The 24,110-nt window shown below is 42.3% G+C and carries 21 protein-coding genes, 1 other RNA gene and 2 pseudogenes; 3 read left to right on the top strand and 21 right to left on the bottom strand.

The annotated features are described in order from the left end of the window. Positions 1-6: 6 nt before the first annotated feature. From dapD to O3629_RS09235, 20 genes and pseudogenes are all read right to left on the bottom strand, one after another. The gene (gene dapD, locus O3629_RS09330) at positions 7-705 is read right to left on the bottom strand and encodes a 2,3,4,5-tetrahydropyridine-2,6-dicarboxylate N-acetyltransferase (protein WP_003016885.1); all 699 of its coding nucleotides are present in this window, start codon (positions 703-705) and stop codon (positions 7-9) included. Between the two features lie 65 nt (positions 706-770). Beyond that, positions 771-2,012 carry a hypothetical protein gene (locus O3629_RS09325; RefSeq protein WP_371609094.1) on the bottom strand — a complete coding sequence of 414 codons (1,242 nt, stop codon included), beginning with the start codon at positions 2,010-2,012 and terminating at the stop codon, positions 771-773. Positions 2,013-2,051: 39 nt separating this feature from the next. Then, the gene (locus O3629_RS09320) at positions 2,052-2,957 is read right to left on the bottom strand and encodes a hypothetical protein (RefSeq protein ID WP_150906654.1); all 906 of its coding nucleotides are present in this window, start codon (positions 2,955-2,957) and stop codon (positions 2,052-2,054) included. 14 nt (positions 2,958-2,971) lie between these two features. Then, positions 2,972-3,661, bottom strand: coding sequence for a hypothetical protein (locus tag O3629_RS09315; RefSeq protein ID WP_151191379.1), 690 nt, complete (start codon positions 3,659-3,661; stop codon positions 2,972-2,974). 5 nt (positions 3,662-3,666) lie between these two features. Continuing rightward, positions 3,667-4,374, bottom strand: a complete 708-nt coding sequence (locus O3629_RS09310; RefSeq protein WP_155124566.1) for a hypothetical protein — start codon at positions 4,372-4,374, stop codon at positions 3,667-3,669. A gap of 107 nt (positions 4,375-4,481) precedes the next feature. After that, the gene (locus tag O3629_RS09305) at positions 4,482-5,570 is read right to left on the bottom strand and encodes a hypothetical protein (RefSeq protein WP_155124565.1); all 1,089 of its coding nucleotides are present in this window, start codon (positions 5,568-5,570) and stop codon (positions 4,482-4,484) included. A gap of 276 nt (positions 5,571-5,846) precedes the next feature. Beyond that, positions 5,847-6,323: pseudogene (gene pgi, locus O3629_RS09300) on the bottom strand (glucose-6-phosphate isomerase); the annotation flags it as partial. Positions 6,324-6,763: 440 nt separating this feature from the next. Next, positions 6,764-7,135 (bottom strand): PTS glucitol/sorbitol transporter subunit IIA, encoded by a 372-nt coding sequence (locus tag O3629_RS09295; protein ID WP_008808177.1) that lies wholly within the window; start codon positions 7,133-7,135, stop codon positions 6,764-6,766. Positions 7,136-7,233: 98 nt separating this feature from the next. Continuing rightward, entirely contained in the window at positions 7,234-8,214 is a 981-nt protein-coding gene (locus O3629_RS09290; RefSeq protein ID WP_020992831.1) for a PTS glucitol/sorbitol transporter subunit IIB, read from the bottom strand. 13 nt (positions 8,215-8,227) lie between these two features. Continuing rightward, a complete protein-coding gene (locus tag O3629_RS09285; protein ID WP_001015684.1) occupies positions 8,228-8,773 on the bottom strand; it encodes a PTS glucitol/sorbitol transporter subunit IIC in 546 nt (181 codons plus the stop codon). After that, positions 8,770-9,267, bottom strand: a complete 498-nt coding sequence (locus tag O3629_RS09280) for a transcriptional regulator GutM (RefSeq protein WP_001086645.1) — start codon at positions 9,265-9,267, stop codon at positions 8,770-8,772. The genes O3629_RS09285 and O3629_RS09280 overlap by 4 nt, the downstream gene beginning before the upstream one ends. Further along, entirely contained in the window at positions 9,267-11,093 is a 1,827-nt protein-coding gene (locus tag O3629_RS09275) for a PTS sugar transporter subunit IIA (RefSeq protein WP_080981318.1), read from the bottom strand. Before O3629_RS09275 ends, O3629_RS09280 begins: the two co-directional genes overlap by 1 nt. A gap of 62 nt (positions 11,094-11,155) precedes the next feature. Then, entirely contained in the window at positions 11,156-11,956 is an 801-nt protein-coding gene (locus O3629_RS09270) for an SDR family oxidoreductase (protein ID WP_001000837.1), read from the bottom strand. A 186-nt stretch (positions 11,957-12,142) separates the two neighbouring features. After that, on the bottom strand, positions 12,143-13,492 hold the full coding sequence (locus O3629_RS09265) for a glucose-6-phosphate isomerase (protein ID WP_008808173.1): 1,350 nt from the start codon (positions 13,490-13,492) through the stop codon (positions 12,143-12,145). Positions 13,493-13,977: 485 nt separating this feature from the next. Then, an RNA gene (gene ffs, locus O3629_RS09260) (signal recognition particle sRNA small type) lies at positions 13,978-14,073 on the bottom strand. A 38-nt stretch (positions 14,074-14,111) separates the two neighbouring features. Further along, entirely contained in the window at positions 14,112-14,621 is a 510-nt protein-coding gene (gene tadA / locus O3629_RS09255; protein ID WP_003016809.1) for a tRNA adenosine(34) deaminase TadA, read from the bottom strand. A gap of 302 nt (positions 14,622-14,923) precedes the next feature. Next, positions 14,924-16,501: pseudogene (locus O3629_RS09250) on the bottom strand (ATP-binding cassette domain-containing protein). 12 nt (positions 16,502-16,513) lie between these two features. After that, positions 16,514-16,933 (bottom strand): 4Fe-4S cluster-binding domain-containing protein, encoded by a 420-nt coding sequence (locus O3629_RS09245; protein WP_049514994.1) that lies wholly within the window; start codon positions 16,931-16,933, stop codon positions 16,514-16,516. 118 nt (positions 16,934-17,051) lie between these two features. Then, the gene (locus tag O3629_RS09240; RefSeq protein ID WP_003002091.1) at positions 17,052-17,696 is read right to left on the bottom strand and encodes an HAD family hydrolase; all 645 of its coding nucleotides are present in this window, start codon (positions 17,694-17,696) and stop codon (positions 17,052-17,054) included. A 214-nt stretch (positions 17,697-17,910) separates the two neighbouring features. Then, complete coding sequence (locus O3629_RS09235) at positions 17,911-19,203, bottom strand: adenylosuccinate synthase (protein WP_013904276.1); 1,293 nt, start codon at positions 19,201-19,203, stop codon at positions 17,911-17,913. 310 nt (positions 19,204-19,513) lie between these two features. On the opposite strand from O3629_RS09235, the gene gshAB reads away from it, so the two are divergent. Further along, positions 19,514-21,769 (top strand): bifunctional glutamate--cysteine ligase GshA/glutathione synthetase GshB, encoded by a 2,256-nt coding sequence (gene gshAB, locus O3629_RS09230; protein ID WP_371609093.1) that lies wholly within the window; start codon positions 19,514-19,516, stop codon positions 21,767-21,769. 252 nt (positions 21,770-22,021) lie between these two features. Here the strand turns inward: gshAB and O3629_RS09225 are convergent, their stop codons facing one another. Then, positions 22,022-22,150, bottom strand: coding sequence for a hypothetical protein (locus tag O3629_RS09225; RefSeq protein ID WP_006595453.1), 129 nt, complete (start codon positions 22,148-22,150; stop codon positions 22,022-22,024). A gap of 111 nt (positions 22,151-22,261) precedes the next feature. On the opposite strand from O3629_RS09225, the gene hslO reads away from it, so the two are divergent. Both hslO and dusB read left to right on the top strand, forming a co-directional pair. Continuing rightward, positions 22,262-23,134, top strand: a complete 873-nt coding sequence (hslO, locus tag O3629_RS09220; RefSeq protein ID WP_049506722.1) for an Hsp33 family molecular chaperone HslO — start codon at positions 22,262-22,264, stop codon at positions 23,132-23,134. Further along, positions 23,121-24,098 (top strand): tRNA dihydrouridine synthase DusB, encoded by a 978-nt coding sequence (gene dusB / locus O3629_RS09215; RefSeq protein WP_049506721.1) that lies wholly within the window; start codon positions 23,121-23,123, stop codon positions 24,096-24,098. Before hslO ends, dusB begins: the two co-directional genes overlap by 14 nt. Positions 24,099-24,110 lie beyond the last annotated feature (12 nt).

Genomic DNA, 24,110 nt, shown 5'->3' with positions numbered 1-24,110 from the left:
TCTATCTTACAAATTACGCAAAGCGTCTTCCAAGGCTGTTTTTTGTTGTGTTTTTTCGTCAATTTCCTTGATGATGCGAGCAGGGACACCAGCTACGACCACATTTTCAGGAACATCTTGAGTAACGATAGCTCCAGCGGCAACGACTGAACCGTTCCCTACTTGAACCCCTTCAATCACAACTGCATTGGCACCGACCAAGACATTATCACCGATCCGAACAGGCTCAGCAGAAGCTGGCTCAATGACACCTGCAAGAACGGCACCTGCACCGATGTGGCTGTTTTTACCAACTGTTGCACGGCCACCAAGGATAGCCCCCATATCAATCATGGTTCCTGCACCGATTTCAGCACCAATATTGATGACAGCCCCCATCATCACGACAGCATTGTCTTCGATGGTCACTTGGTCACGGATAATAGCACCTGGTTCAATACGTGCATTTAGATAGCGCTTATCCAGCAAGGGAACAGCTGAATTACGGCCATCTTGTTCGACCACATAATCCTTGTTCTCTGTCAAGTTGGCAAGAAGGGGCTCGATATCTTTCCAGTCACCGAACAAAACATTGCCAAGCTTGGTGACAGAAGCAGGAACAGCTGTTGCCAATTCCCCTTCAAAGGTTACTTTCACATTTGTTTTCTTTTCTGCATTTCCAATAAAAGCGATAATTTCTTGTGCAGACATTTTTTGTGCAGTCATGAGATTCTCCATTCATTTCAATTAAAGGTATCCATATTATACCACAAACCCAAAGAGATGAACACCTAAGGCGAAGTGCTTGTAGCCGAATCCTCCAGGCCTGTCATTTCACTAATGGTGCGATTGCTTCCAAAATGAATAATGACTGAGTGCGAATCAGAAAGTTTATAGTAAAAGATTAAGAAGGACTCTGAACTCATCATACTCGACCAAGAAACACGGCTAGGAATTCCTACGGTATTCACAAGATCTGCATAGCTGGTTCCTATTTTAATATTGGCAAAATCCTCTCTGTTCAAACTGCCATTTTTATTGGCTAATCGCTCACTGTTTAGGTTCTCAAAATCAAGAGAAGATAAACGGTCACCAACAATATTTGAAAGTAAAACTGTTACGGAAGAAGGAGATCCTTCCGACTGATAATCCAATTGTGTCATAAAAGGACTGACACCACCTTCTTGGTAGGTTTCTTCCCCACCACTAGCCTTCCCCAGTACAGCTACCACATCCTGCGGAGACAGATAAGTTGAAGAGGTACGGCCTTGATCCCCCTCACTTAAACCAGGAATCAAGGAAATCGCCTTCTCATAGGTCACTTGAAACTGAAATTCCCCCTCCGGAGCAATCAAGGTACTCGTGCCACTCCTCAAGGTTTCCTTTCTGGTTCCAAAAGACCGGCCAGTACTTCCGTATTCACTAGTAGTAGAAGAAGGAGCTTCCTCACTATGGATACCTCCTGAAGCCAGATAGGCAAATAATCCCAGCATGGCCAATAATCCAAAAAAGGCTGCTAGCGAAGACCCTCCACTATTAGAGGAAGGAGAGTAGGTTTTCGTCCTATCCGATTGGGAGTCTAGCACCGTTTGCCTTGGTTCTGAATGCCTGCTTCCCCCTATTGAAGCCAGATCGGCTTCTGAAATCAAGCGACTCCCACCCTGGTGCTCTACTTTTTTCTCAGCTGAAGGAGACTGCCCTATTGTATCTTGTGCTGGTGTTTCTGACCTTGCTTCTTCTGTTAGTGGTGTAGCAAGAACGACCTGAGCTGATTCGTCTTCAGGTGTAGCAAATGAGCCTTCCTTTGGATCATACGATTCCTTCTTCACACCAATCGCTGGTTCGTCTTTTCGTTCCTCTTCTTGTTTCACCTCTTCCTGAAAAGCAGGGACTTCTACCACTTCTGGCTCTTTTGTGAGCGTATCTTCTAGCTTCTCAGGACTTCCTTTTTCTAAGGGTGCTTCTTTCGGCTGGCCTTTCGAAAACCGACTCTGGTGCTCATTTCGTAGATGCGACCAGTCTTTATTTCCCATTGTCCTCTCCTTTTATTTAAAATGCTTCGGCTGATTTTTTTACTGTGCTGTAGATGTAGAGGAAGCTGGTGTGGTCGCTACCTCTTTCGATTTGATATCCTTGATGGTTTGCCGGCTATCAAAATGGATTTGAACCGTTTGAGAATCCGATAATCGATAGGTAAAGGAAGGCGCTTCCCCGTAACCTAAAAGCCCAGATACATATATTTCATCCGGAATCCCTACCGTATTGAGTAGGTCTAAATAAGGCATTCCGACCTTGATAGTGGCAAAATCGTCCTTCGTCAAGCTCCCATTCTTATTCGCAAATCGGTCACTTTTTAAGTGTTTCAAACTTAAAAGAGAGATCCTGTAAAAGGCACCTGTTTTTTCAAGAAGAACCTTCCCATCTGCATCCTTTGATTGGTAATCTAATGTCAGCAAAAAGGGACTGGAACTGCTATCACTATACGTTGCTTCCCCACTCCTCGCTTTACCTAATGCTGCAACGACATCTTGTGGGTCTACCGTCCCAAAAGAGGTCTTTTTTTCTTCCACTGCAAAATTAGGAATGAGAGACATGGCCTTTTCATAGGTTGGCTGAAATTGAAATTCATTAGCTGAGGCGATATAAGAACTATTTTCACTGGTCAGATATTCCGTTCTGATACCATCACGTGATAAACCATTGATCCCCTCACTCGAAGAAGATGAAGAAGAGCTTTTATTAACTTCGTTTTGAAGCACAAACACAAAAGCCATTAACAAGGCGAACCACCCAAAAAATCGCAAAAGCGAACCAATCCCCTCTTTTGAGGAAGAAGGGGAAGACGCCATCGTATCTGAATGGCTTCTAGTATCCTGATGATTGTCCATCCCTATTGAAGCAAGGTCAGCCTCTGAAATCAAGCGGCTCCCACCCTGGTGAGAGGAAGCTGCCTTGATGTCTGTCCGTTGATCGTCCAATGATGTCTCCTTTCTTATACCAACACCAATTTCTTGGCTTTTTTCTTGAATTCCATCACCACTTCTGGCTGTCCTGGTAGCTGGTAAGTCGCGCGATAGCCCATTCCGCCATCTGGCATTTCCCCCCAGACCAATCGTTGGGGATTTCCTAGTTTCTTAATGAGCTGGGCGAATTCTGTACCTTTTTTCTCTTTTTCAGTAGTGATTTCTTTCTCACTGTTTGTCTTCTCTTTTACATCCAACAAATTCGTCGCATCCACCATCGTCAAGCGATACCCCTGGTCTCTTTCCTGTTCAAACCACAAGGTCACACTTTTCTTGCCCTGATCGGTTTGCTTAGCCGCATAGGTTAAGACGAGAACCGTTTTATCCCCTTGGGCTGTCTTAGTGTAGCGAACTTTTTGAGCTTTTCCCCATTCCGTCACAACTGTTTCCAAGCGGGTTCCTGGTTGCTGACTCTGCTTGAGACGAACTTTCAAATTCGCCACAGCTTCGATGGTCCATTTAAACTGTTTGATTTCTTGTTCCTTGCTGACCAAATTCTTGTGATCCTTTGGCTGGAAATGAGTCAGTGTTTGGTCCTCCTTGGTATCGGTTCCTTGCTCTTGCACCTGGATGCTTGCAATCGCAAGTAAGAGCCCTAAAACAAAACACAAAAACGGCAACAAGAGTTCTTTTCGATTCTTTTTCATCCACTCGATCATCTGCTTCACCCCTTCTTCGTCAAACGATACTGACCAGTCTGGTCGCGTTCAAAGGTCAAAGAGACCAGTCCATCTGTCACCTGATAAGACAGGGCTAGGACTTGCTTGTCCTTTTCAGAGGTCAAACTAAGAGAATTGGGAAGACCTGATTTTTTCAAGACATCTTCTACTGCTATCCCCTTTTCCTTTTTTCCATCTAGCGTCTGATAGCCTGTAAAATCTGCCAGTTTTAAGTTCTTTTTGCTCTGATAGTGAGCCGACTTGGGCGCAAATCCTTGAATCGAGCTCAAATAAAAGGTATCATCCTGCCTTTGAAATTCTATGGTATAAGGATGAATCCCCTGCACAGGAATCCCATAGCCTAGCTGGACTTGCGCTCCAAAACTCGTATCTTCTTGTGTAAAACTCGCTGCTTTTCCAAATTTTTTGATGAAGGCAGACAAAGTCACCCAATTTTTTTGTGTCTTTCCTTCTCCCTTTGCAAGCTCTAATGACAACAAGTCTTCTAGAGCCGGCTCTTTGGAAGAAGGAGCGACAAATTGTTGGCTAGCTTCTTGCATTCGAGATAGGCTCAGCAAACGGTCTTTTGGCAAGGTTTTCACTGGATGAATCATAAACACCAAGCAAACACCAACCATAAAAGCCAGCAAAGCACTTGCAGCTTTTTGGAGGATCCGCTTATGATGTTCTATCCACTGTTTCATTTCTTCCATCCTTCATGCTCTTTCTATTCAAACTCCTTCTATTGTATAGAAAATTAGCGTATTTGTCTCGTCTTATCCCAAAAAAGAGGCGCTTGCCTCTTTCTTGTCTGATCCGTTTAGTAGCTGTCTTTACTGCTCAAGAGGAAATCTCCATTTTCTTGGCGAATAAAGGTCAAATCCACGTAGTCCCCATTTTTCTTTTGGAAGTCCATGACCAACTCTATCTCGTCTGAATCATCAGATAAACTCACCGTCAGATTGACTGCATCACCGTATTTTTCTAAAAGCTCTTTGTAAGAGGTCCCTCCAGCACCGGTTTCACTATCTCCAACCTTGAACCCATCTGCAAAGTTATCCTCAACCGTAAGATTTTTCCCAAATTGATTAAATTCAAATTTGACAAGCTGGAATTCTTTCCCTTTCTTAGAGTAAGTCGCTTTGACCTCTTTATTATAAGAGTTATCATCCCAAAATAATTTCAATTCTCCACTTTCAAATTGAACGGAGCTAGCTTTCCCATAAGCTTCAATCATTTCCTCAGGAGTCTCCCCAGCATCACTTCCTGTTAAAAACTGAAGTTGCTCGATATCAGACTGTTTCCAGCTAAAATCAACTTCCGCGTCTTCTGCGGTCAATTGATCCAAATCGATATTGGAAGACGAACCAGACTGGTTACCTGACCAAGAAGTCTGCTTTCTAGATGATGACGTGCTAGGGCTAGCATGACCAATCAAATAGCCACTGACTCCACCGATAAGAAGCCCAACTAAAATCCCAAGGGCAAAACGAATCGCCTTCTTGTCTGCAGTATCCATCGGTCTTCCAACAGGAGAAAGAGGAGCTTGTGGAATAGGTGTCTCAGGAACAGGCACTGTTTGCGGACCAACTGGCTCAGCTGCCATGTTTTGAGGAGCTTGAGGCGCAGGTTGGAATGGAGGAGTCGGTTGGGGAGTAGCAACTACATCCGGATGTTCTCCAACAGTTGCTTCATCCACCTTTGGAGGCTCCACTGTTTCTGAAACAGCTGGCTCGTCTGCTTCTTCTTTCATTGCTTTCATCTCCGTCACTGAAAGGCCACTAACTTCTGGAACAACCAAGTCTTCGGCTTCTTCTTTTGGGACAAAGGCTGGCGCAGCCACATCAAAATGCGGTGTCCCATCTAAGGGAGTATCTTTCATAAATTGTTCTTGATCTTTCTCGGACATTTCGAATTCTCCTTTTTATTCTTCTCTTCTACTATAACATAAAACCTATCAAGGACCAACTCCTGTCTTGATGGACTAAAAAAGATCGGAGGGATATCCGACCTTTTAGATGCTTATCTTAAAATTTCTTGCGAAGGGAGACAATAGCAATCAGTTAACCATATGATTGAGAAACATAACTAGATCGTGTTTTTATAATTGATTCCAGGGGACAAAAATATGAGTTTGTTTAGCAAGTAAAAAAACGACCTCTTGCGAGATCGTTTTGTCTATTGATTAAAGACGAGCGTTGAGTTCTGCTCCAAGTTCTTCAAATCCTGGTTTACCAAGAAGGGCAAACATATTTTTCTTGTAGGCTTCAACACCTGGTTGGTCAAATGGGTTGATCGCGTTCAAGTAACCTGAAAGGGCGATGGCCAACTCGAAGAAGTAGATGGCATAACCAAGAGTGAAGGCATCTTGCTCAGGAAGAGTTACGTACATGTTTGGCACGTCACCGTCTGTGTGGGCAAGAAGAACACCGTCAGTTGCTTTTTTGTTTACAAAGTCAACGTCTTTCCCTTGAAGGTAACCAAGTCCATCAAGGTCTTCTTCCAATGTAGGGATGATCACGTTCTTACGTGGTTTGTCCACACGGACAACTGTTTCAAACATGATACGAGTTCCTTCTTGGATAAATTGACCCAATGAGTGCAAGTCTGTTGAGAAGTTTGCTGAAGTTGGGTAAATACCTTTTTGGTCTTTTCCTTCTGTTCAGGCACACCTTATGGATGCATCTGCTGGAAATTCCCTTGCACTGGCTGGCTAGTTTGATTGACTTCAAGCTCTTTGCGCTTGACCTTGACCGTCTTTTTCTGGCATGCTTTTATCCTTATAAATTTTGTTGATTTGTCATATTGCGAAAACATTGAAAAACAATGACAAATTTTACAATATTAAAACATAAATTATTTTCCCTATCAAAAAGGGAGTGGGAAAGAACTTCAAACAAGTTAAAAAGTTCATCTTCCCACCCCCGCACAGTTGATCAGGCAATCTTTGGGGCTTAAAAAGCGAAGGAAGATGCCAATCAACCACCGCGTCATCTATTTTTTCTAATTTAGACCCAGAAGCCTGGACTTTTTGTCCAAGCTCTGAATCAATTTTTTTGACTTTTATGTTTCTAAATTGCTTGATTTTAAATTTTGTTATGGTCAAGCAGTTTCGAAAATCTGAATGGTAGAGTCCTTTTCAATTACTACTGCTTGGTCTGCTGCAACATGGAGAGTGCCCGGCAGGCTGCCCTCTTTTGAACCATCAAAAGAAATCGTGATATGGCCCAGTCCAGTTAAATTTTTTTCTACTACATTTCCTACGGCAGTAATCGAATATTCCTGACTATCTACCACCAGCTTTCCACCTTCTAGTATTGCACCTAGAAGATTTTTGTTATCGATTTTAAAACAATACTCTGCTAAGTCTTCCGGAGCTTCTTCTCCAAACAAAATGAGCATATTGGCATCTTGAATCATATTCTGAGCTTCAGGCCCCACTTGAATTACTTTAGCTTCAAAAATTTTCTTCATCTAATTCCTATTCATCCTTTCTCAAATCTGTCATAAACTTATGCTTATAGATAAGTTTAACATAATAGTTGCTATGTTTACGTGCATCTATCAAAGGTTTACTGATAAAGGCCAATACTAGCTATCCAAGCTACTAGCACCCGCGGAACACCATTGAGAAAGCGTGAATAAAGCACAGAAGGGACACCAACCTCAACTGTTTCAGCCTTGGCTTCAGATAGACCGAGTGCTACAGGAATGAAATCACAACCGTTTTGAGTGTTGATAGCAAATATAGCTGGCAGAGCCATTTGGGGCGGAATATTCCCTTTGCCGATTTCAACTCCAATTAAGGTTCCAATAATCTGACTGATAACAGCTCCGGGGCCTAACAAAGGAGATAGGAATGGCAAGGAACAGATAAAGCCAATCAAAATGAGTCCCCAGATGTTCCCAGCTAGGGGAACCATTAATTTTGCCAGCCAATTTCCAACACCTGAACCTTGAATAACCCCAATCAGCAAGGAAACAAAGGCCATGAAAGGAATGATCGTGTTGAGCATTGTTTGGATGGCTTCACGAGCAGCCTGGTTGAAAGTCGCAACGACCTTCCCAGCGCCCATCCCAATTCTTGCTACAATACTTGTTTCAGCTTTTTGCTCTGTAATTTTTTTACTAGTATCGTAAGTTGGCTTTTCTGTTACCACAGTTGTCGCTTTTTCGTCTTCATTAGCAGCAGAAATTTGATTAAGGCCAACTGCTGACACATAGATTTCCTCGGTTATATATTGAGCTAGAGGCCCACTTTTCCCTGTAGCTACAATATTTATTGTAGGGATCCCCTTTTTAGGATAAATACCACAGCGAAGAGTACCGCCACAATCCACGATTGCTAAAGCAATTTCCTCATCTGGGATAGAAGTTTTAAACCCATTAACAGCTTCCATACCGGTCAAATCAGCAATTTTATCCACAATATCTGGCTTTTCTCCTCCGCCAGTGATATAGATGAATTTATGCTTAGCTTCACTAGGTGTAATGACCAAAGGTCCTCCGAAACCGCCATTTCCTTTAACAACTTTTATACTCTTATATGACATAATTTCACTCTTTCTATAAATCAAATGTTTTACTCAAGGTAACACCTTGCTGTTTTGCTACATAAGCAGTTGTAAAATCGGTCACCCAACCGCCTACAAAGTTCATGACAAGCCCAACAAGCATGTAACGAATGGCTAAGTCCATTTGACTTAAACCTAAAGTTTGAATTCCTGTTGCAATTCCCATCCATACAAACAATTCCCCAGGATTGATATGCGGAAATACACCATTTGAAGTATGGCAGAACTGCATCTGAGCTGCTACAAAACTAGGTTTATAATATTCTGGTAAGAAACGTCCCATACTGATTGCCATCGGATTCCCCAGCATAAAGGCTGAAATGAAAGGTAAAATCATATACCGGCTAACAGGATTTTTGGCAGAAATCTTAGCCAGGGAATTGACCTTCTCTTCTCCCAAGAAAGCGATAAGGGTATTCATTGCAATCAATAGCATTAAGACAAGCGGTACAATATTTGTCATCCAGCTAATAAAGGTTTCTCCACCTAATTGGAAGAGTTTCATAAAACTCTCTGCAAAATTTGTAATGTGATTCATAAGGAACTCCCTTTCTTATTTTTTTTAAATAACTGTTTAATAGATAATTGTAAGTAATTCGCATAAAAGCCGAATCCCAGAAAAGAATCAGATGAACTTGTCTCTTTCTCAATACCTGCCTCATGCCAAAGATAGACTTTTCTAGCATCTTCTATGGCTGATTGCATCAACTTATTTTCTTTTCTCACAAGAGGATTATACTTGTCAAAATAATGGATGTCTTCTCCAACATAATCGTCCATATTTTGAAAACGTGCTAAGATTGTGACTCCTTGCATTTTGCTAGCTTTAAGAACCCGACCGTTTTCATCAACCGCGAACATGACAATCGTACCGGATTTGATTCTTCCGGACTTCCTGCCAATCGCTACGCGCCCCAGTCTTCGGAGCATCGTATAGGTCTTATTGAAGTCTTTGAGTTGCTGCCAGCCGAGGAACATTTGAAATATATAAGCTGCCATGACAAATACAGCGAAAATTATTAGCGAATTCATTAAAATACTCCTTTGCTCTTAGAAAATGATAGAAACTCTGTCTCTGTTTCTACAGCCCTCAAAGCTTCTTTTAGAGAAGGCTCTCCTGCAATTCGAAAAATGTCGTCATACAATTCCAGCAATTCACTCTCCATTTTGCTTTCAATTTCTGAGGGAATGGCGACTAGAAAGATAAATTCAATCCAATCATCTCCTTTTTGATAAGGCTCTTCTAGCTTTCCAAACATTAAAATAGTCTTTGCATAACCCTGGTTAATTGTATGGGGGAAGGCAATTCCTCCACCAAAAATGGTTGATTGTTTTTTCTCCCTATCAATTATCCGATTTCTAAAACCTTCATCAATCATCTGAAGTTTCTCTAACTCTGCAACCATATTTAGCAAGTATTGCTGATAGGTTTTTTGGGGACTCAACCGAAGAAAACGTAAGCTGACTGTTTCTAGATTTTTTTGATGAAAAGCATTGGCCCTCTGCCATTCTTCCCGCAGCCATTGATCATCAAAAAGATGATTAACTTGAATGACTGGAGATTTAGAATCTTTATATTTTAGAGGAACTGTCGTAAAAATCGCGAAATAGTCCTGATTCAAATCCAGATTAAAATCCTCTTCAGAATACTGAGTAATGTCTACATCATTTCCAAGGATTCGTCTGAGTTGCTGAATAATCATCGCAGCAGTTCCTCTTCCTGTTGTGCAAACTACTGCTATCTGCTTGCGAGAACCATTTACAACAGAGTTTTGCTTTCTTAAAATCATTTCAAAATACAAAGCCAGATATCCGATTTCAGATAATTCCAATTCAGAACCAAAAATTGCAGACAGTTCTTCTCCAGCAATTTTCGCCATTTCAAAAGCAAAAGGATATTGAGTTTGAACCTCGCCATGGAATATATCATTAGCTTGCACATGGAAAATCAGTCGATTGATTAAGGGGCCTAGATGAGACTTGATTTCTTCAAATAATTCTTCATCATCAAAGTTAACCAACATTGTTTCTTTGACTTTCTTGACAATCCCTTGAAAAATGTTTGCAAGCTGTTCAGATTGATAAGACGGCTTGCTTAAAGTGTCAATAAAACGGATATTAAACGGAAAACACAAAAAGTCTATTTCAAACTGACTGAGGGAAATCTTATAAGTCATCTCAATATGATAGATTAATTTTTCAACCAAAGGTGTCTCTGTTAAATCATTCCTATAGTAAGGAATAGGGCAACTCAACACCCTAGATGCATAAATACGCTCCACCATAATTGAAATTGTCTTTCGAAGGAGTTCCTTTGTTTCTTTCGGGATTTTATACTCCTGGAGTAGCGTCTCCAGAAAAGAAGATGTTGCCTCGGTGAGTGTCTTTCCTTCAAAGTAAGGGGCCACTTGGTGAATATAGAGCAAGCGCAAATTCAGCTCGGACCCCAAGACCTCCAGCCCACGGTTGGGCTTTCCTGAAATAGTGATAGAGTAACTCTCTGCCAAAGATTTTACTTGTTTTAAATCCTTATTAAGGGTACTTCTACTAACACCTGCCTCCTCAGCCAAGTCGTCAATAAGAAGAGGGGAGGTTGACTTAATTAAACGTTTTAGTAAATAGGCAATTCTTTTACTGGAAGAATTGAAGTCACTCTCCCGTTTTAAACTACCAGATAAAATCCTTTCCAACTCAGTATAGTCATACACCTCTAACATTAACTTATCATCTTGTGAGATAATCTGGATACTCGGAGCCAAAACATCATTTAATTGTTGGATACTCTTTTGCAAGGTTTGCATACTAATATCCAGCTCTGAGCGCATATCTACTAAGGAATAAGTTGGCTGTGAGACCATTTTTTCTAAAATGTTATACCATCGATTTACTATGGTCAACTCTCTTCCTCACCTTCATTTTTTTAACCGCGAGTTTTCCCTCCGGCAATATTTGTAGTGACTCCAGTTATATAGCTAGAACGGTCTGAAATATAGAATGCTACAAGGTCAGCTACTTCCCGTAGTTTACCACTTCGTCCCAAAGGAGTTGTTGAAGTTGAAGCATAACCAGCTCGAATATCTTCTACCGTCTTTCCACGGGTATAAGCAAGAGCTTCCTCATAAGAAAGAGTTCGAAGTCCCGTAGCTTCCATAATTCCTGGAGCAATTCCAACCACACGTACACCATGCTTACCCAGCTCTTTTGCCCATGAACGAGTGTAACTATAGACTGCTGCTTTTGTGGCAGCATAGGCACTTTGTCCTTCAGAACCTTCCAAGCCTGCTTCTGAAGCCATGTTCACAATTACACCTTTTCCATTTTTCACTAAAATACGTCCCACTGCCTGACTAACCAGATACAAACCTTTTTGATTAATCATCGTTACTTTTTCGAACGTCTCATCGTCCAATTCGTAAGGACCTTTAGGATTTTCTGCATCGATTAATAATCTAGGGATATTAATCCCTGCATTATTGACCACTGCATCAATATTGCCAAATCTTTCAACTATTTTGGCAACACCCTCTTCTACTTCAGAGCGAGAAGTTACATCAACTTTCACAAATAATAGATTTGGATGACGCAAATCGTTGTCGCTAAGATCGAAATTCGCTACATTGACACCTAATTCCAGCAATTCTTCAACGATTGCCTTACCGATCCCAGATGACGCGCCAGTCACAAGAACTGTTTTGCCTTTTATGTTTAACCAATCATTCATTTTGATACCTCTCAAATTTTATTTACAAGGCAATTATACAGCGCTTTCATAAAAGAATTAAGACACTCTTTTTTATACTGTTCAAAAAAATAATAAACTAATTATGAGGCTTGTAGTAAAAAATCCACAAGAAATGAACTTGTGGATCTCTTTTTATACTCTAAATGAACTCAAGGCATATAAGAATCAAAGGCGTGCATTCAACTCAGCACCCAGCTCTTCAAAGCCTGGTTTTCCAAGAAGGGCAAACATGTTTTTCTTATAAGCCTCAACTCCAGGCTGGTCAAATGGATTGATACCATTCAGGTAGCCAGAAAGAGCAATAGCCAACTCAAAGAAGTAAATAGTGTAGCCCAAAGTGAACTCATCTTGCTCAGGCAGTGTCACAAACATATTTGGAACTCCACCATCAGTGTGTGCTAACAGCACTCCATCTGTAGCTTTTTTATTGACAAAGTCAACATCTTTTCCTTGCAAGTAGCCAAGACCGTCCAAGTCTTCTGCCAATTCAGGAATCAGCACATTTTTGCGAGGTTTATCTACACGTACAACTGTTTCAAAGAGGATACGGGTACCTTCCTGGATAAATTGTCCCAGAGAGTGCAAGTCTGTTGAGAAGTTGGCTGAAGTTGGGTAAATCCCTTTTTGGTCTTTCCCTTCTGACTCACCAGCCAGTTGCTTCCACCACTCAGAGAAGTATTGCAGAGATGGTTCATAGTTAGCTAGAACTTCTGTCAGATAACCTTTACGGTACAAGATATTGCGTACAACTGCATATTGATATGCTTCATTTTCAGCCAACTTATCAGAAGCATAAGCCTTGCGAGCAGCATTTGCTCCTTCCATTAACTTGCTGATATCAGCCCCTGCAGCTGCGATTGGCAAGAGTCCCACTGCTGTCAATACTGTAAAACGACCACCTACACTATCAGGCACTACAAAAGTATCCCAGCCATTAGCATCTGCTTCAACCTTAACTGCACCTTTAGCGCGGTCTGTAGTTGCATAAATCCGTTTATTTGCTTCTTCCTGACCATACTTCTTAACCAAGAGTTCTTTGAAGACACGGAAAGCAATAGCAGGCTCTGTAGTCGTTCCTGACTTAGAAATAACGTTGACAGAGAAATCTTTGTCTGATACATAGTCTACCAAATCAGCCAAATAGCTTGAAGAAATAGAATTTCCAGCATAGAGGATTTGAGGTGCCTTGCGTTCTTCCTTGCTTTGTAGATTTACAAAAGAATTATTCAAGAAATCAATAGCTGCACGAGCTCCTAAATAGGAACCACCAATACCGATTACGATCAATACCTCACTATCAGATTGGATTTTAGCAGCAGCCTTTTGAATACGAGCAAATTCATCTTTGTCATATTCTTCAGGCAAGTTCAACCAACCAGTCATTTCTGCCCCAGGACCTGTACCATTTCGCAGAGCAGAATCTGCAGCAGTCACTTGAGGCTGCATATAATCTAGTTCATGTGGTGCTACAAATTTATCTAACACCTTTGAGTAGTCAAATTTAATATGTGACATGTTTATCCTCCAATTGTTCTTTTCTTTTATGATAACGCTTTAAGAAAAAATAAGCAAGTGCTTTCACTATTTTAAAACGTTTACATTTTATATTCTATACTATTTTTCTAAATAAGCTAACCTTAGGACATAACCGAGAGCACTCGTTTGCGTAAGTCAACAAATTTTAGGCCTATTGAGAAGAACAATTTTGATTGACAAGAAAACAAATACGCTTCTTAAGATTGGATGTCAGCTGAATTCATTTCAGGTCCGTTCAAACTAGATTCGCTGCTCCAATATTCATCTGCACCTTTTAGGCTTGATTCATTATACTTCGGAACCTAGTTCTCACTTTGTTCGAACTGCGTCAATGCACCTAAGTTCATCCGCGTCCGTTGGACTTGATTCACTAAGGGCTATCATAGGTTTACAGCTTTTTCCCTAACGGGAAAAACTGCATCCATTGCTCTAGGATTCGTCTGCGTCCCTTGGACTTGACGCATCAAGAGCAATAGAAAAGAGCACACAGTTCACTTCGCTTAGGGCTGCTGGATTCCTCCCCTGACCCGCTTCACGCAGAACTGTTGCTCCGATAGGTATTATATCATAATTTGTTCGATTTGCAAAGGTCCGGTTTTTATTCTTGTGTTTCGGCCTTGGCTGCGAGTTTGGCTTGTTTTTTTCGTTCTCGACCTTGGCGGAAGAAGGTCTGCATGATGGCTGCACATTCTGCTTCCAAGATTCCTGTTTCTACTTCGACTCGGTGATTGAGGCGTTCATCTGCCAAAATGTCGTAGAGACTACCTGCTCCACCGAACTTCTGATTGGTCGCCCCGTAAATCACCTGGGGAATCCGAGCTAGACCAATGGCACCACTACACATGACACAGGGCTCAATCGTGACAAAAAGCGTCGTATCCAGCAGGCGCCAGCTATTTTCACGCTGATTGGCCTCCTCGATCGCCATGATTTCCGCATGCATGACCGCCCGCTGCAGCTCCTCACGCGCATTATGTCCACGCCCGATAATCTGACCATCCTTGACCAAGACACAGCCAATCGGTATTTCATCATTGGCGAGGGCAATCTCCGCCTCCTTCAGGGCTTCCCTCATAAACATCGCTTTTTCCTCTATCGTGTAGTCCATCTCTTCCTTCTTCCTTTTAGTTTCTTTGTTCATTATACCATAGGCAGCTTACGACTCACAAAAAAAGCCGCCGATTGGGCGACTCTTATGGGAGATTATTATGAAAAAGTTTAGGAGGTTTAAACAAAGTTAGGAGGTCTTTGTTTATGCTTCTAGTATAGCTGGCCTATCTTAAATAAAGCTTAAGTTCTCTGAGTATTGATGATTTTGGAAATATCACCACTTAGAATCTCAAAAATATCTGACAAATTGCTGGCTTACTACTATCCGCTTTGTCGCAGAACCAACTATTGTGGCATCGCTCATCCTTTACGTAACTCAAGGATTTGGTCATAGCGCTCTTCTTCATCAATATGATGGGCTATTTCTAGTACCGTGATCGGCAAAGAAAAGATTAGGTCTCTAACCAGACGACTATTTTTTTCGTCCAAAGCTGATGTCACTTCGTCCGCTAATAAAATATCCTTCTCGCGTAAGAGAAAACGAGCCAACTCTAATCTGACACGCTGACCTCATGAAATGTTTTCACCATTATTATGAATTTCTACATTCAAAATATCCTGAAATTCATCTATTAAGCCAACTCGGTCCAATACCTCCAATAATTCATGGTCCTGAAAAGGCTGACCAAAAGTTAGATTATAGCGGATAGTATCGTTAAACAGGAAGGGATGCTGGCTAATTAAACCGATATTCCCTTGGAAATGACTCGTTATTTGATTTCCATCATACTGAACGAAAATGTCACCCTCATCACATACTTCTTCTCCTAAAATCAAGCGAAAAAGAGTCGTCTTTCCAGACCCGCTCGGTCCTTTGATTAAGACCTTCTGACCTACTGAAATCGTCGCCGTCAAATCAGAAAAAAGCTGACGTTCAGCAAAACTTTTTGAAATATGATTTAAGCGCAACGATTCGAGATTTTCAACAAATTGATCCTTTGTCTCTTCGAAATCAGGTTCTTCCTCGATAATCTTAAACAGGCGGTTCGCAGTCGGCAAGGCACCTTGGAGATTGGCTGCACTGTACATCAGAGTTTGGATCGGTTCTACCAGCATCCCCGCAGCAACATACATAGAGATGAGGCTTGTAATAGAAATAGAATTTCCCTGTAAACTCAAATAAAAGCCTAAAGCAAGAGGAACAACCTGACTAAAAAAGACCATAAATCCATTAAAGAAAAAAATAATATTATGTGTGAAACAAAATCTTTGGATGGCTTTTTGATATTCTCCGTTTAAATCATTCACGCGCTCTTCATTCAGCCTCATGGCCTGATTAATCCGTAAGGTTTGGCTGCCTTGCATACTATCCGAGACAAGCCCATGTAATTTCGTTCTAAGCTTGGACCAGCTGTCTCCCGAATCTTGTAAACGACGATTCATGATGAACTGAGGAATAGGTCTCATAATCGTAAAAATGACAAAAATAAGTCCTAAGAGAAAATTTTGTGAAACAATATAAATGGCTGTAACAAGGGCGACAAATCCCCAACTCACCATAACATTTATATTTTCCAAATAATTATCGCCCACATATTCCATATCTTGAGTTAGCAGACTAACTTTTTCATCATTGGAAAATTTAGGATTCAATATGACTTTCTTAAATAAAAGGGCACGGACACTTTTGTTGATTTCTCTTCGGAATATATTGTGCGAATAGTTTGAAAACAGCATCAGACTATAAATAACAAGATAGACAGACAAACCAAATAAAACAAAATTGAGAATTTTTCCATAAGAAAGGCCGTCTTGATCTAACTTCAAGGCCTTCGTTAAAATCAGAGGTTGCGCCAACACCAAACCACTATTCACAATACGCCCTAAAAAAATAGGAAAAAGATACTTCTTATCAATGTACTTATAAATATTTCTCATAATTATCATCCATCAAAGTGGTTCTCCTCCAAACCAGCCTACTGACAAATACTTATACTTCCCGGACTGAAGTTTTTCTTTCAAAAATTGGACAATGGCATCTTCTGTCTCTGTTGACATAGCAATATTTTCAAATTTTTCATAACAATACTTACACCGAAAATTACAATCTCCATGTGTCAAAATTGTTAGTTCCAATAATTCAGCATCTGTATCGCTTATTTTAGATAGATACTTTTCGACCTCATACTCACCCTCACTTAAATATTTATTTTTATCAAGATAAGCATGAAACTCTTTCCTAATCACATCATTGCTGTCGACTACTCTATTCAATTCATTCGTAAGAAAAAATGAATGATTGGTTTTAGTATTAAAATACAACGTACCATCATCAGTACTATATTTTAATATATATCGTGACAAATTCATATTATCACCTCTTAATCTGTGTGACTTAACCTACAGTAAGTATACACCGATAGAAATATTAAATAAAGCAATATTCAGCAGATTAGAAAAGTTCCAACTTTTAATATTTTGGAAAAGGTTATCCTATAAAAGCTGCAATTTCGCCAACTTCTTGAGCAATATAGGTGGCGCCGGCTTCTTCCAATTCTTCCCTGCTTCCAAAGCCATAAAGGACACCGATAGAATCAAGCTTTTGCGCTTGAGCGCCAAGCACATCGTGCTCCCTGTCTCCAATCATGATGGTATGCGCCAAATCTGTAATCCCATTTTGCTCCAAGGCATACTGGATAACATCGCTTTTTTTACTACGTTTTCTATCCATGGTCGCACCAGCGACAAAGTCAAAATAATCATACAAACCAAAGTGTTTGAGAATTTGAATGGAAAATTCTTCAGGCTTTGACGTAGCTACAATCAACTGTTTGCCAGCCTGCTTGAGAGAAGCCAGCAAGTCAGGAACGCCTAGATAGACCTCATTTTCATAAAGGCCTTTTTCGGAAAAATACTCATGATAGTAGTCAATGGCCTTTAAACATTCTTCCTTAGAAAATCCATAAAAGCGCTCAAAAGACTCCTGCAAGGGCGGACCGATGAAAACTCTCAATGCTTTCTTGTCTGGCACTTGAATCCCATATTTTCCTAAGGCATAGGCCACCGAGTTGGTAATCCCTAGTTCTGAATTGGTCAAGGTGCCGTCTAGGTCAAATAAAATCGTTTGATACATTTTTTCCTCTTTCTGCTTTCAAAAAGAGGCTGGGACAAAAGTCCTAGCCTCTCAATTGTCTTTGGATTGTCGAGCAAGACGCAGTGGTTGAGTGGGCTCTACTACGCTGATTTCATCAGCTTTTACAGCCCTACTCAACTGTGCGGAGGTGGGACGATGAAATCGAATTCTAACGAATGACCGATTTCTGTCCCACTCTCTTATCTTCATTTGCTTATAAACTAGACCACACACTTTCAAGGATATTGGTTTGGTCACGATCTGGTCCGACTGAGAAGGTTGAAATGCGCACACCAACTAATTCACCGACACGGCGGACATAGTTGCGGGCATTTTCTGGAAGCTCATCCAAGTGGCGGACACCTGTGATGTCTTCTGACCAGCCTGGTAATTCTTCATAGATTGGTTTGCAACGTTTGAGTTGCTCCAAGCTTGCTGGGTAGTGGTCGATGCGTTCCCCATCCAAGTCGTAGGCTACACAGATTTTCACTGTATCCAAGCCGGACAGAACGTCGATCGAGTTCAAGCTAAGGTTGGTAATTCCTGACACGCGACGGCTATGGCGCATGACAACTGAGTCAAACCAACCAACACGACGAGGACGACCGGTTGTTGTCCCATACTCATGGCCGACTTCACGGATCCGATCACCCACTTCATCGAAGAGTTCCGTAGGGAATGGGCCATCACCAACACGGCTAGTGTAGGCTTTACATACACCGACAACCTTGTCGATCTTGCTTGGGCCGACACCTGATCCGATGGTCACCCCACCTGCGACTGGGTTTGAAGAGGTTACAAATGGATAGGTTCCTTGGTCGATATCCAACATAACCCCTTGGGCTCCTTCAAAGAGCACGCGCTTGCCGTTATCCAAAGCATCGTTCAAGATGACAGAAGTATCGGTTACATATTGCTTGATTTGTTGACCATATTCATAGTATTCTTCGAAGATATCGTCAAATGACAGAGCCTCTGCATCATAGAGTTTGGTAAATTGACGGTTCTTTTCTTCCAAGTTGATGCGAAGACGTTCCGCAAAGACGTCGCGGTCCAAAAGGTCCGCAATCCGGATTCCCACACGCGCAGCCTTGTCCATGTAGGCTGGTCCAATCCCTTTGATGGTCGTTCCGATTTTGTTGTCGCCTTTAGACTCTTCTTGGAGACGGTCCAATTCGATATGGTAAGGAAGGATGACATGGGCACGGTCAGAGATGCGAAGGCTGTCCGTTGATACTCCTTCTTCATGGAGATAAGCCAACTCTTTGACCAATGATTTAGGGTTGACCACCACGCCGTTTCCGATGACAGAGATCTTTTCAGGGAAGAAGATACCAGAAGGAATCAAGTGCAACTTGAACTTTTTGCCGTCGATTACGATGGTGTGCCCGGCATTGTCCCCACCTTGGTAGCGAGCAATGACTTCTGCATTGGCTGATAGGAAGTCAGTAATCTTCCCTTTTCCTTCATCACCCCATTGGGTTCCTACTACAACAACTGATGTCATAATTCTTTTTCATATACCATAGATAGTTCTCTATCTATGCCTTTCTTCAAACTAGGGGCAGGAGTCTCACCTGCGATTATGTTTTATACCTCATTATATGAAAAATTTGACAATTTTTCAAGGAGGGTTCATCATTTCATTTGTTTTTTCTCTTATGTAGACGAATTACATTTTTACAAAATATGTATTTTCTGAATTTTAGTACTTAATTTAAAATAAAAGTTCGGAATTTTTGTAAAATCGTAGCGAAAATTTGCTTTCTTTTTCCGTTTGTAATAGACTAAAATAACTACCATAGGACGGTGAAACGATGACGATTAATCAATTACTGCAGAAACTGGATACATCAAGCCCTATTCTCCAAGCGACCTTTGGTCTGGAGAGGGAAAATCTGCGAGTGACAACTGATGGACACTTAGCTCAAACTGCTCATCCGAGTCAGCTTGGTTCCCGCAATTTCCACCCGACCATCCAAACAGACTTCAGCGAACAACAACTGGAACTAATTACACCTATTGCTCACTCTACTAAGGAAGCGCGGCGCTTACTGGGAGCTATCAGCGATGTGGCAGGCCGCTCAATTGACCAGAGTGAATGCCTGTGGCCTCTGTCCATGCCACCGCAGCTGACTGAAGAAGATATTATCATCGCCCGTCTGGAAAACGAATACGAACGCCACTACCGAGAGGGTTTAGCGAAAAAATATGGCAAAAAACTACAGGCCATCTCTGGCATCCACTACAACATGGAGCTAGGGAAAGATCTGGTCGCTGCTCTCTTTCAAGTCAGCTCCTATCATTTACTCAAGGACTTTAAAAATGACCTCTATCTCAAACTGGCTCGAAACTTTCTGCGTTTCCGATGGCTCTTAACCTATCTCTACGGTGCTGCTCCTCTGGCAGAAGCCGGCTTCTACAGTCAGGAATACCCGCAGCCTATCCGCTCTTTTCGCAACAGCGACTATGGCTATGTCAATGACGAGAATATTCAGGTGTCCTACACTTCTTTGGAGCAATATGTAACCGATATTGAAAACTACGTTCAGTCTGGCGAGCTCAGTGCTGAAAAAGAATTTTACTCAGCCGTTCGCTTCCGTGGACAGAAGCACAATCGCGCCTATCTGGAGCAGGGTATCACCTATCTGGAATTCCGCTGCTTCGATCTCAATCCTTTTGACCATTTGGGCATTAGCCAAGAGACCTTAGATACTGTCCATCTCTTTTTACTGGGCCTGCTCTGGCTAGATGATGTAGAAAATGTTGATGCAGTATTAAAAGTTGCCCATGATTTGAACCAGAAAATTGCTTGTAGCCACCCGCTGACTGCCCTGCCAGATGAGGCAGACAGCTCAGCCCTTCTCCAAGCCATGGAAGAGCTCATCCAGCATTTTGAACTGCCAACTTACTATCAAACTTTGCTGGACCAGATGAGAGAGGCTCTCTTACATCCTCAGCTGACACTGTCAGGACAGCTCCTGCCCCATATCCAGCAAGATTCCTTAACAGCTTTTGGTCTAGAAAAAGCAGAAGAATACCACCGCTATGCCTGGACTGCTCCTTATGCCCTCAAAGGCTACGAAAATATGGAACTGTCCACCCAGATGCTACTCTTTGATGCTATTCAAAAGGGGCTAAATGTCGAAATTTTAGATGAAAAGGACCAATTTCTCAAGCTTTGGCATGGTAGTCATGTAGAATATGTCAAGAACGGCAATATGACCTCCAAGGATAACTATGTCATCCCTTTGGCCATGGCCAATAAAACAGTCACCAAAAAGATTTTGGCAGCAGCTGACTTTCCCGTTCCGGCTGGAGCAGAATTTTCTTCTCTAGAAGAGGGACTGGCCTACTACCCTTTGATTAAGAACCGAGAAATTGTTGTCAAACCCAAGTCAACTAACTTCGGACTGGGCATCTCTATCTTCCAAGAGCCAGCTAGCCTGGAAGCTTATCACAAGGCTCTGGAGATTGCTTTTTCAGAAGATGTCGCCGTCTTAGTGGAGGAATTTATCGCTGGAACGGAGTACCGCTTCTTTGTCTTAGACGGACAATGCCAAGCAGTCCTCTTGCGAGTGGCGGCCAATGTCGTCGGAGACGGTCAGCATACCGTGAGAGAATTGATTGCCATCAAAAATGACAATCCTCTGCGGGGCCGAGATCATCGTTCACCGCTTGAAATCATTGAACTGGGGGACATTGAACTGCTCATGCTGGACCAGCAAGGCTATGGACCAGATGATATCCTGCCTGCTGGAGTCAAGGTTGACTTGCGGCGCAATTCCAACATTTCTACTGGCGGAGACTCGATTGATGTCACAGACAGCATGCACCCATCTTATAAGGAACTCGCTGCGGACATGGCAAAGGCTATGGGAGCCTGGGCCTGTGGCGTTGATCTCATCATCCCTGACAGCTCTGCTATTTCCACAAAGGAAAATCCCAACTGTACCTGCATCGAGCTCAACTTCAATCCTTCTATGTATATGCACACCTATTGTGCTGAGGGGCCGGGACAAAGCATTACTCCGAAAATACTAGCTAAACTTTTCCCAGAAATGGACCTATAAAGTAAGAAAACGCAGAAGATGTCTCTGCGTTTTTGTTTTGTAACCGAGGTAGAGTTTTAGATGATAACCTAAAAAGATTAAGCATGGTCCTCCTACAAGTTTAAAATAGCAAGTCATTTGCTGTAAAATCATCCTCTAACAAGCAAATTTCAAACCTCTCCTGCATATAGCAGAGGAAATCTTCCCTTTTTCATAAAAAGAATCATAGGTCGCGAATACAAGGCTAGTATCATCTGAACAAGTTCCAGCCAGTTACTGTTGGCTTCCATAGCCCACCATCTCAACCGCTTTAAAACTGCCTCGGGTTAAAAATTCATACGGAACCCCTAATGCATCAGCTACCGCCAAACCATAGACTGCCGTTTTCAAAGATTGGTTCATGCTAGCCTCCTTTGTTTTATTATACTATTTTTGGTCTTAAAATTCTTCCTAACCCCAAAAAACAAGCGCAGGCCTGCGCCTGTTTTTCTATTTTGTGTTAAAATAAAAGGTATGGACAAAATTATCAAAACTATCTCAGAAAGTGGCTCTTTCCGTGCCTTTGTACTAGACAGTACAGAGACCGTGCGAGCAGCCCAAGAATACCATCAGACACAAGCAAGTTCAACAGTGGCCCTTGGGCGCACCCTGATCGCTAGTCAAATTCTCGCAGCCAATGAAAAGGGAAACACCAAGATAACAGTGAAAATCCTGGGCACTAGCTCACTTGGTGCTATCATCACTGTGGCAGATACTCAAGGAAACGTCAAAGGCTACGTGCAAAATCCTGGTGTGGATATCAAGAAAACAGCGACCGGTGAAGTCGTGGTCGGACCATTTGTCGGAAACGGGGAATTCCTAGTGATTACCGACTACGGCACAGGCAATCCTTATCATTCCATGACACCTCTCGTCACTGGAGAAATCGGTGAAGACCTAGCTTATTACTTGACTGAAAGCCAACAAACGCCATCTGCGGTTGGGCTCAATGTCCTCCTTGATGAAGAAGACAAGGTCAAGGTTGCCGGTGGTTTCTTGGTGCAGGTCTTGCCAAATGCCAAGGAAGAAGAAATTGCCAGCTTTGAAAAACGGATCCAAGAAATGCCGGCCATTTCTACCCTTTTAGCCTCTGACGACCATATTGAAGCCCTTCTTACTGCCATCTATGGTGACGAACCATACAAGCGTCTCTCAGAAGAAGAGATCCGCTTCCAGTGTGACTGTAGCAAGGAACGCTTCATGAATGCCTTGGCAAGCTTACCGGCTAAAGACCTTCAAGAAATGAAGGACGAAGACCATGGCGCTGAAATCACTTGCCAATTCTGTCAGACAACCTACCACTTTGATGAAAACGACTTGGAGGAACTCATTCGTGACAAATCTTAATACACCTTTTATGATTGGGAACGTCGAGATCCCAAACCGGACGGTCCTAGCCCCCATGGCCGGAGTGACCAACTCAGCCTTCCGGACCATTGCCAAAGAACTGGGAGCGGGGCTCGTTGTAATGGAAATGGTCTCTGATAAAGGGATCCAATACAACAATGAAAAGACCCTGCATATGCTCCATATCGATGAGGGAGAAAATCCTGTATCGATTCAACTCTTTGGTAGTGATGAAGACAGCCTAGCTCGCGCAGCTGAATTTATCCAAGAAAATACCAAGACCGATATCGTCGATATCAACATGGGTTGCCCGGTGAATAAAATCGTCAAGAACGAGGCTGGTGCGATGTGGCTCAAAGACCCAGACAAGATCTATTCCATTATCAATAAGGTTCAATCCGTCCTTGATATCCCCCTCACTGTTAAAATGCGGACGGGTTGGTCGGACCCTTCTCTAGCAGTTGAAAATGCGCTCGCTGCTGAAGCCGCGGGTGTCTCTGCCCTCGCCATGCATGGACGGACTCGGGAACAAATGTATACGGGTCATGCGGACCTTGAGACCCTTCACAAGGTTGCACAGGCCCTAACTAAGATTCCATTTATCGCAAACGGAGATATCCGTACGGTTCAAGACGCCAAACAACGGATCGAAGAAGTCGGTGCTGATGCGGTCATGATTGGTCGCGCTGCTATGGGCAATCCTTATCTCTTCAACCAAATCAATCACTACTTTGAAACAGGAGAAATCCTGCCTGATTTGACTTTTGAAGACAAGATGAAGATTGCTTACGAACACTTGAAACGCTTGATCGATCTCAAAGGTGAGCACATTGCCGTTCGTGAATTCCGTGGCCTCGCCCCTCACTACCTCCGTGGGACCTCAGGTGCAGCCAAACTCCGTGGCGCCATCTCGCAAGCTAGCACCCTAGCAGAGATTGAAGAACTCTTACAATTAAAAGTATAGAAATACAAAAAG

Origin of the sequence: Streptococcus sp. 27098_8_12 (assembly GCF_041432115.1) — a bacterium.
In the GTDB taxonomy this organism is placed as follows: Bacteria; Bacillota; Bacilli; order Lactobacillales; family Streptococcaceae; genus Streptococcus; species Streptococcus parasanguinis_V.
The sequence above is the reverse complement of the archived record's forward strand: the minus strand, read 5'-3'. Positions and strand labels throughout refer to the sequence as shown.

Coding starts and splice junctions, on each gene's coding strand:
- O3629_RS09245 (WP_049514994.1), bottom strand. CDS start 16,933: ATGAATTTGTCACGATATATATTAAAATATAGTACTGATGATGGTACG.
- O3629_RS09290 (WP_020992831.1), bottom strand. CDS start 8,214: ATGTCATATAAGAGTATAAAAGTTGTTAAAGGAAATGGCGGTTTCGGA.
- hslO (WP_049506722.1), top strand. CDS start 22,262: ATGGACAAAATTATCAAAACTATCTCAGAAAGTGGCTCTTTCCGTGCC.
- O3629_RS09265 (WP_008808173.1), bottom strand. CDS start 13,492: ATGTCACATATTAAATTTGACTACTCAAAGGTGTTAGATAAATTTGTA.
- O3629_RS09310 (WP_155124566.1), bottom strand. CDS start 4,374: ATGGAAGAAATGAAACAGTGGATAGAACATCATAAGCGGATCCTCCAA.
- O3629_RS09280 (WP_001086645.1), bottom strand. CDS start 9,267: ATGAATTCGCTAATAATTTTCGCTGTATTTGTCATGGCAGCTTATATA.
- O3629_RS09240 (WP_003002091.1), bottom strand. CDS start 17,696: ATGTATCAAACGATTTTATTTGACCTAGACGGCACCTTGACCAATTCA.
- O3629_RS09235 (WP_013904276.1), bottom strand. CDS start 19,203: ATGACATCAGTTGTTGTAGTAGGAACCCAATGGGGTGATGAAGGAAAA.
- O3629_RS09275 (WP_080981318.1), bottom strand. CDS start 11,093: ATGGTCTCACAGCCAACTTATTCCTTAGTAGATATGCGCTCAGAGCTG.
- tadA (WP_003016809.1), bottom strand. CDS start 14,621: ATGGACTACACGATAGAGGAAAAAGCGATGTTTATGAGGGAAGCCCTG.
- O3629_RS09295 (WP_008808177.1), bottom strand. CDS start 7,135: ATGAAGAAAATTTTTGAAGCTAAAGTAATTCAAGTGGGGCCTGAAGCT.
- O3629_RS09325 (WP_371609094.1), bottom strand. CDS start 2,012: ATGGGAAATAAAGACTGGTCGCATCTACGAAATGAGCACCAGAGTCGG.
- O3629_RS09225 (WP_006595453.1), bottom strand. CDS start 22,150: ATGAACCAATCTTTGAAAACGGCAGTCTATGGTTTGGCGGTAGCTGAT.
- O3629_RS09315 (WP_151191379.1), bottom strand. CDS start 3,661: ATGATCGAGTGGATGAAAAAGAATCGAAAAGAACTCTTGTTGCCGTTT.
- gshAB (WP_371609093.1), top strand. CDS start 19,514: ATGACGATTAATCAATTACTGCAGAAACTGGATACATCAAGCCCTATT.
- O3629_RS09285 (WP_001015684.1), bottom strand. CDS start 8,773: ATGAATCACATTACAAATTTTGCAGAGAGTTTTATGAAACTCTTCCAA.
- O3629_RS09305 (WP_155124565.1), bottom strand. CDS start 5,570: ATGTCCGAGAAAGATCAAGAACAATTTATGAAAGATACTCCCTTAGAT.
- dapD (WP_003016885.1), bottom strand. CDS start 705: ATGACTGCACAAAAAATGTCTGCACAAGAAATTATCGCTTTTATTGGA.
- O3629_RS09270 (WP_001000837.1), bottom strand. CDS start 11,956: ATGAATGATTGGTTAAACATAAAAGGCAAAACAGTTCTTGTGACTGGC.